Origin of the sequence: Cellulomonas septica, from assembly GCF_012396155.1 — a bacterium.
Lineage (GTDB): Bacteria > Actinomycetota > Actinomycetes > Actinomycetales > Cellulomonadaceae > Cellulomonas > Cellulomonas septica.
Genome location: NZ_JAAXOY010000103.1, coordinates 1 through 7915, shown reverse-complemented (window position 1 = coordinate 7915; position 7915 = coordinate 1). Strand labels below are relative to the sequence as shown.

At 71.8% G+C, this 7915-nt stretch carries 7 protein-coding genes and 1 pseudogene; 2 read left to right on the top strand and 6 right to left on the bottom strand.

The window, feature by feature from the left end:
* From HGA02_RS06110 to HGA02_RS06085, 6 genes and pseudogenes are all read right to left on the bottom strand, one after another.
* On the bottom strand, positions 1–455 hold a 455-nt coding region (locus HGA02_RS06110), incomplete at its 3' end, for a Ppx/GppA phosphatase family protein (protein WP_484482043.1).
* A 159-nt stretch (positions 456–614) separates the two neighbouring features.
* Positions 615–1022 (bottom strand): annotated as a pseudogene (locus HGA02_RS06105) (DUF501 domain-containing protein); the annotation flags it as partial.
* A complete protein-coding gene (locus HGA02_RS06100; protein WP_168678253.1) occupies positions 1012–1662 on the bottom strand; it encodes a hypothetical protein in 651 nt (216 codons plus the stop codon). The pseudogene HGA02_RS06105 and the gene HGA02_RS06100, both read right to left, overlap by 11 nt.
* 65 nt (positions 1663–1727) lie before the next feature.
* On the bottom strand, positions 1728–2582 hold the full coding sequence (locus HGA02_RS06095) for a carbohydrate ABC transporter permease (protein WP_246247483.1): 855 nt from the start codon (positions 2580–2582) through the stop codon (positions 1728–1730).
* A 53-nt stretch (positions 2583–2635) separates the two neighbouring features.
* The gene (locus tag HGA02_RS06090) at positions 2636–3592 is read right to left on the bottom strand and encodes a carbohydrate ABC transporter permease (protein ID WP_425483032.1); all 957 of its coding nucleotides are present in this window, start codon (positions 3590–3592) and stop codon (positions 2636–2638) included.
* A 103-nt stretch (positions 3593–3695) separates the two neighbouring features.
* Positions 3696–5012, bottom strand: coding sequence for an ABC transporter substrate-binding protein (locus HGA02_RS06085; protein ID WP_168678251.1), 1317 nt, complete (start codon positions 5010–5012; stop codon positions 3696–3698).
* 360 nt (positions 5013–5372) lie between these two features.
* On the opposite strand from HGA02_RS06085, the gene HGA02_RS06080 reads away from it, so the two are divergent.
* Both HGA02_RS06080 and HGA02_RS06075 read left to right on the top strand, forming a co-directional pair.
* Positions 5373–6584: an alpha-hydroxy acid oxidase gene (locus HGA02_RS06080; protein WP_124343560.1), complete on the top strand. Its 1212-nt coding sequence runs from the start codon at positions 5373–5375 to the stop codon at positions 6582–6584.
* Positions 6581–7915, top strand: a 1335-nt coding sequence (locus HGA02_RS06075) for an MFS transporter (RefSeq protein ID WP_210728230.1), incomplete at its 3' end; no start/stop codon positions are given. The genes HGA02_RS06080 and HGA02_RS06075, both read left to right, overlap by 4 nt.

The following is a 7915-nucleotide window of genomic DNA, read 5'->3' as shown; positions in this document are numbered from 1 at the left end:
CGGGCGGCCGCAGCCGCGAGGACCCCGGAGACCGTCGTCGGGCTGTGCAGGCGACCCGCGAGCACCGCGTCCACGGCCTCGTCGAGCGGGACCCACACGGGCACCATCGCGGCCTCCTCGTCGACCCCGACGACCTCGGGCTCGACGCCCAGCAGGGAGCGCACGCCGTCGACGAAGTCCGCGCGGTTCTCGGCGTCGCGCGACGCCGACGTCGCGACGAACCGGACCGCCTCGACGCCCAGGTCGTCGCACACGTCCGCGTACCGGCGGGCCGCGTCGAGCGTGCGCGCGAGCGCCTCGGGGGCGATGCGGCCCGTGCGGTCGACGCCCTGGCCGAGCCGCACGACCTCCATGCGCCGGTCGAGGTCGACCAGCGTCCCGGCGTCGGGGTCGACGTCGGCCACCAGGAGCCGGATGGAGTTGGTCCCGCAGTCGATGGCAGCCACACGCGTCACCGGCACATCCTCCCATCCGGCGCGCCGGACCTCGCGCCGTCGAGGGTGCGTCGCGAGGTCCCTGTCACGCGTCGCCCGGGACGTCGTCGTCGTCCGCTCGCGAGGCGTGCGCCGTGGACCGGGACGCGGCGGTCGTCGGCGTGCCCGACGAGCACGCGGTCAGCAGGTGCAGCGGTCCGGGCGCCACTCGTCGCGCACGAGCGCCAGGACCTCGTCACCGATCGGGTTGACGCCCGGTCCCGCCGCGAGCGCGTGGCCCGCGAGCACGTGCAGGCACTTCACGCGCGTCGGCATGCCGCCGGCCGAGATCCCGGCGATCTCCTCGACGTGACCGAGCTCCTCGCGGTCCGCGAGGTACGCCTCGTGCGCCCGCCGGTACGCCGCGGCGAGCTCCTCGTCCTCGGCGAGCCGCGCGGTGAGGTCCTTCATGACCCCCGACGCCTCGAGCGTGCTCACCGCCGCGACCGCGGGCGGGCACGTGAGGTAGTAGGTCGTCGGGAAGGGCGTGCCGTCCGTCGCTCCGGGCGCCGAGGCAGCGACGACGGCTCCCGCGACGTCAGCCGCGGCGGACGACGGCGCGGTGCTCGACCGCCACCGTCGCGAGGGCGAGCAGGCCGGGGACGATGACGACGAGCGGCGGGAGCATCCACACGATGACGCCGCACGGCCCGAGCGCGAGGACCAGCAGGAACGTGCCGGTGAGGTCGTCGCCCGTCCGGCGCCCGGCGTCGCGCAGCACGAGCCGCCACACGGACCCGGGGGTCCACCCGGCGGCCGCGCGCAGCAGCGCGACGAGCAGCAGGACGGCGACGACGACCGAGATCACGCGCACCCCGGTGCCGCCGGGGAGCACGCCGGTGCCGGCGAGGCTGACGTTGAACGCGAGCACGAGCAGCAGCAGGACGGACCCGACCGACACGAGCCAGACGCCGCGGCACGCGAGCCGGAAGTCGTCCCAGAGGTCGCGCAGGGTGTCGGGGCGGCCGTCGACGTGCCGGCGGACGTGCGCGATCCCCGCGGCGAGCGCGGGCAGCGCGGTCACGACGGGCAGCGACAGGACGGAGACGGCGAGGCCGACGGTGAGCGACTCGCCGAACAGGCCGACGCGTCCGCCGCCGAGCAGCGCGCGGTCGTCGGGGCGCGTGCCGTCGTCGTCGGGCTCCTCGCCGTCGGGGCGCGGGTCCTCGGGGCGGCCGGTCTCCGTCATGGCGACCAGGCTCGCACGTCGGGGCGGCCCCGCCGTAGCCGGACCGCCCCGCTGCGCACGCGTCATCAGCCCTTGAGGCCCTGCGTCGCGACGCCCTCGACGAGGTACCGCTGGAACACGAGGAAGAACAGCAGCACGGGCACGAGCGCGAGGACGGCCATGGCCATCTGGGCGCCGTAGTCGGACGTCGTGGTCTGGTCGACGTAGAGCCGCAGGGCGAGCGGCATGGTCGCCAGGTCGGGGTCCTTGAGGTAGAGCAGCGGGCCGAAGAAGTCGTTCCACGACCAGATGAACGCGAAGATCGAGCTCGTCACGAGGGCGGGCTTCATGAGCGGCAGCATGATCGACGTGAAGATCCGGACGTGCCCGGCGCCGTCGATACGAGCCGCTTCGTCGAGCTCGCGTGGCAGGTTCCGCATGAACTGCACCATGAGGAACACGAAGAAGGCCTCGGCGGCGAGGAACTTGCCGATGAGCAGCGGGACGAACGTGTCGACCAGGTTGAGCCGGGAGAACACGATGTACTGCGGGATGATCACGACGTGGAACGGCAGCAGGAGCGTGCCGATCATGAGCGCGAAGAACGCGTTCCGGCCGGGGAAGTCGATCCGCGCGAACGCGTAGGCGGACACCGAGCAGGACAGCGTGATCCCGACGACGGAGCCGACCGCGAGGATCAGCGAGTTGGTGAAGAACGTCCAGAACGAGACGCCGCCGATGCCGTCGAGCGCCTTGGCGAAGTTCGCGAACGTCGCGGCGTCGGGGATGAGGCTGACGTTGCCGACGATGTCGCTGCTCGGCTTGAACGACGAGGACAGCATCCACACGGCCGGGTAGAGGATCACGACGACGATCGCGAGGACGAGGGCGTGGAAGCCGACGCCCTTGACGCGTTCGCGCGTGCGGTGCCGGCGGCGCAGCTGGTCGCTGTGCTCGGTGGTGACGGGACCGCTGGGGGTCGCGGCGATGGTGGTCACTTGCCCTCCCCGGAGTAGTGCACCCAGAACTTCGAGCTGCGGAAGAAGAGCACGGTGATGAGGCCGATGACGACGACGAGGACCCAGGCCATCGCCGCGGCGTAGCCCATCCGGAAGTCCTGGAAACCGCGCTGGTAGAGGTAGAGCGTGTAGAACAGCGTCGACCGCGCGGGGCCGCCGGTGCCGTTCGAGATGATGAACGCCGACGCGAAGATCTGGAACGCGTGGATCGTCTCGAGCAGCAGGTTGAAGAAGATGACCGGCGACAGCATCGGCAGCGTGATGTTGCGGAACTTGCGCACCGGGCCGGCGCCGTCGACGGACGCGGCCTCGTAGAGCTCGTTCGGGATCTGCTTGAGGCCCGCGAGGAAGATGACCATCGGCGCGCCGAACTGCCAGACGGTCAGCAGGATCAGCATGGGCATCGTGCGGTTCGGGTCGCCGACCCACCCGCCGGCGGGGGCGCCGAAGAACTGGCCGATCTGGTCGACGATGCCGTTGTCGATGAACATCGCCTTCCAGACGATGGCGATCGACACGGACGCGCCGACGAGCGACGGCATGTAGAACGACGACCGGTAGAAGCCCTTGCCGCGGCGCCGGTTGTTCAGCAGCATCGCGACGGCGAGCGCGGCGATGAGCTTGATCGGCGTCCCGAAGAGCACGTACGTCCCGGTGACCTGCCACGCCTTGAGGTAGCTCGGGTCGGAGAACAGGAGCCGGAAGTTCTCGAGGCCGGTGAACTCGGGCGGCGCGAACAGGTTGTAGTTCGTGAACGCCAGGTACAGCGACGCGAGCATCGGGCCGGCGGTCAGGAGGAAGAAGCCCAGCAGCCACGGCGCGAGGAACGCGTACCCGGCACGGGTCTCGGCGGCCTTGCGGCGCTTGCGCGCGGTGCCGGGCGGCGGCGCGGGGGCGGCGGGAGGCGTGGTCACCTCGGCGGTGAGGGTCACGGGTCGTTCCGTTCGTCGGTGAGCGGGTTCCGCTGGCGGCCGCGTGCGGGCCGCCGGTGGGCACCCCGCCCGCGAGGATGGTGCGGGCGGGGTGCCGGTCGGCTCAGGAGGTCGCGATCTCCGCCTCGCTGAACCACTGCGACGCGAAGTCCTCCGGCGTGATGGTGCCGTAGGCGAGCTCCTCGCCGAGCGTCTTCCACTTGGCCTCGATCGTGCCGAAGCCCTTGACCGGGATCGGGGTCGACTCGGTCACCTGCTCGGCGACGGCCTCCTCGTACGCGATGACGCGGGCGTCGACGCTGCCCTCCTCGGTCTCGACCGCGGCACGCTGCTCCTCGTCGGCGGGGACGCCCTTCGAGGTGCCGAAGATCTTGCCGACCTCGGGGTCGGTGAGGAGGAAGTTGATGAGCGTGGCCGCGGCCTCGGGGTGCTCGGTGTTCGCACCGGCCGACAGCAGCATCGACGGCTTGAAGAAGAGGTGCTTCTCACCGGGCTCGACCGACGGGATCTGGGCGAGCGCGATGTCCTGCGTGCCGGAGTCGGCCACGTAGGCGGCGAGGAAGTTGTCCCAGCTCATCTCGGTCGCGGACTCGTTGACCGTGAAGCCGCCCTTGGGCAGCAGCGACGTGCCGCGCTCGATCGGGTAGACGGCCTTGTCGGCGCGCAGGTCGGCCGTCAGGTCGAGGAACTCGACGACGTCGTCCTCGTCGAAGCCGAACGTGCCGTCGTCCTCGAACGGCGTGACGCCCTTCTGCAGCAGCCACTGGATGAAGAACCAGAAGGTGCCCGTGTAGTCGACGGCACCGTAGAGCTGGTAGCCGTCAGCCGTCTTGACGCCGGCCGCGGACGCCTCGGCGATGAAGTCGTTGTAGTCCTCCCACGTGTAGTCCGCGTCGTCCGGGAACTCCGCGCCGGTCGCGCTGATCACGGCGGGGTTCTGGAACATCGCGAACGTGTTCGTGGACGTGGGGATGCCGATCGTCTTGCCGTCGAGCACGCCGGACTCGGTGAGGGTCTCGTCGTAGCCGGACAGGTCGATCGAGCCGTCCTCGACGTACTCGGCGAGGTCGAGGAGCTGGCCGTTCTGGTTGAACTCGCGCAGGTAGGACAGGTCGAACTGCATGACGTCGGGCAGCTTGCGGCCCGCGGCCTCGGTGGAGCGCTGCGTCCAGTAGTCGGGGAACGCGGCGAAGCTCGTCTGCACCGTGATGTACGGGTACTGCTCCTTGAAGAGGTCGAGCGCCTCCTGGTAGCGCGCGGCCCGGTCGTCGTTGCCCCACCACGTGAAGTTGATGGTGACGGGGGCGGTCGGGTCGGTGCTGGGGGCGGCGTCGTCGTCACCCGAGCCGGAGGCGCAGGCGGTGAGGGACAGTGCGGCGACCGCCGCGACGGCGGTGATCTTCCAGAGGGATCGCTTCATCGTCGGTGAGCCTCCTTGCTCGGTCAGTGAAAGCGCATTCCGGACGGTAGGTGAGCCCTCGGAGCCCTGTCAATGGTGCGCAGTGAAACGTTACAAAGCCGTTGTGCCGCACGCCACACCGGGTGGCCGCCCTCCACGCTACGGGAGCCTCGCGCCAGTTGCGCAACTCGCCTGATGACCGGGCGCGGCGCGGCGTGTATCGTTTCAAAGCATCGCCGGTGAGCGCTTACCGGAGATCCGGAGACAGCACGACCCGAGGCGCCGTAGCCTCGGGAGCACCGCACCCGCACTACCGGCCGCGGCCCACCGGACCGCAGCCCCACCTCCGTGCAGCCCGACGACGCGCCCAGGAGTCCCCCGGTGACCGAACGCCAGATCCCGTCGTGGTCCGAGCTCAAGCCGCTGCTGCGGCCCAAGCCGATCACGCTCAACGCGACCGACCGGCGCCTGGCCGACGCGCTCACGATCGCCGACCTCCGCTCGGTCGCGCGCCGGCGCACCCCGCGGTCGGTCTTCGACTACACCGACGGCGCCGCCGAGGCCGAGATCAGCCTGCGTCGCGCGCGGTCGCTGTTCCGCAACCTCGAGTTCCAGCCGTCGATCCTGCACGACGTGTCGGGCGTCGACACGACCACCGACTTCCTGGGCAAGCCGTCCGCGCAGCCGTTCGCGTTCGCCCCCACGGGGTTCACGCGGATGATGCACCACGAGGGCGAGCGCGCCGTGGTCCGCGTCGCCGAGCGCCGCGACATCCCCTACGCGCTGTCCACGATGGGCACGACGTCGATCGAGGACGTCGCCGCCGCCGCTCCCGACGCGCGCAAGTGGTTCCAGCTCTACGTGTGGAAGGACCGCTCCGCGGGCGAGGACCTCATGGCCCGCGCCAAGGCCGCCGGGTTCGAGGCGCTCATGCTCACCGTCGACGTGCCCGTCGCGGGTGCGCGGCTGCGCGACGCCCGCAACGGCTTCTCGATCCCGCCCGCGCTCACCGTCAAGACCGTCCTCGACGCCGCGACGCACCCCGCCTGGTGGGTCAACCTGCTCACGACGGAACCCCTCACGTTCGCGTCGCTCTCGACGTGGGACGGCACCGTCGCCGAGCTCCTCGACAAGCTCTTCGACCCGACCATGACGATCGCGGACCTCGAGTGGCTCCGCGCCTCGTGGGACGGGCCGCTCATCATCAAGGGCATCCAGACCGTCGACGACGCCCGGCGCGTCACCGACGCCGGGGCCGACGCGATCGTCCTGTCCAACCACGGCGGCCGCCAGCTCGACCGCGCACCCGTCCCGCTGCGCCTGCTGCCCGACGTCGCCGAGGCCGTCGGCGACCGCACCGAGGTCTGGGTCGACACCGGCGTCATGTCCGGCGCCGACGTCGTCGCGTCCCTCGCCCTCGGCGCGCGCGCCGCGCTCGTCGGCCGCGCCTACCTCTACGGCCTCATGGCCGGCGGGGAGCGTGGCGTCGACCGGGCCGCCGAGATCCTCTCCCGCGAGGTCCGGCGCACCATGGCCCTGCTCGGCGTCGCGTCCGTCGGCGAGCTCGGGCCGCAGCACGTGCGCCTGCCCTGACACGCGGGCACCGACGTCCGATCGACCGAGGAAGGACCGTCCCCACGGGTTCCGCCGACCATCCCGGCGGGCCGACGAACGACCGCGAGCGCTCGTCGGGCCGCAGCGTCCTGTCCCTCGTCAACTTCCGTCTCCTGCTCGGCGCCCAGCTGCTGGGCGGCACCGGCATGTGGATGGTCCGCATGTCGACCGACTGGCTCGTCCTCGAGCTCACCGGGTCGTCCGCGGCCGTCGGCGTGCTCGTCGCGCTGCAGTTCCTGCCGATGCTCGTCGTCGGGCCGTTCGGCGGTCTGCTCGCCGACCGGTACGACAAGCGCCGCCTCGTCGAGGTCGCGCAGGTCGCCAACGCGCTGCTCGCCGCGGTCCTCGCCGTCCTCACGCTGACCGGCGTCGTCGCCGTCTGGCACCTCTACGTCGTCGCCGTGCTGCTCGGGGTCGTCGCGTCCGTCGACCAGCCGTCGCGCCAGGTGCTCGTCAGCGAGATCGTCGGCGACCAGGGTCTGCAGAAGGCCGTCAGCACCATGAACGCGATCGGACAGGCCGGTGGGCTGCTCGGACCGGCCGCCGCCGGGTTCGTCATCGCGCACTGGGGCGAGGGCTGGGCGTTCACCGTCAACGGCGTCGTCGCGCTGTGCGTCGTCGCGATCGTCGCGTCGATGCGCGCCCGCGAGCTGCACCCCGCACCGCGCGTGCCCCGCGCCCGTGGGCAGGTCCGCGAGGGCATCCGGTACGTGCTCGACCGGCCACGCCTCGCGTGGGTCATCGTGCTCGCCGGGCTCATGGGTGCGCTCGGCATGAACGGGCCCGTCGTCCTCACCGCGTTCGCGCAGGACGTCTGGCACACGGGCGCCGCCGGGTTCGGGCTCTACAACGCGGTCAGCGCCGCCGGGGCGTTCGTCGGCGTCGTCCTCGGCGGGCGGTTCCTGCGGCTGCGGACCCGCAACGTCGTCGTCGCGTCCGGGCTGTTCGCCGTCACCGAGGCGCTCGCCGCCCTGTCCCCGACGCACGCCGTCTTCCTCGTCATGCTCGCCGTCGTCGGGGGCGCGACGCTGCTGTTCCTCATGGCGGCGAACACCCTCGTCCAGCTCACCGCCGACCAGCCCGTCCGCGGGCGGGTCCTCGCGCTGTACTCGCCGCTGCTGCTCGGCGGGCACGCGCTCGGCGGGCTGCTGCAGGGCTGGCTCACCGAGTGGCTCGGCGTGCGCGCGGGGCTCGTCGTCACCGGAGTGCTCGCGCTGCTCGCGACCGCGTTCGTCGCGACCGCGCTCGCCCAGGTCGGCCGCCTCCGCCCGGCCCTCCGCCGCCACCCCTGGCCGTTCGCGATCGTCCCC

Bases quoted from the DNA above. Each gene is read 5' to 3' on its own strand.
- HGA02_RS06100 (WP_168678253.1), bottom strand. From the start codon at position 1,662: ATGACGGAGACCGGCCGCCCCGAGGACCCGCGCCCCGACGGCGAGGAG.
- HGA02_RS06085 (WP_168678251.1), bottom strand. From the start codon at position 5,012: ATGAAGCGATCCCTCTGGAAGATCACCGCCGTCGCGGCGGTCGCCGCA.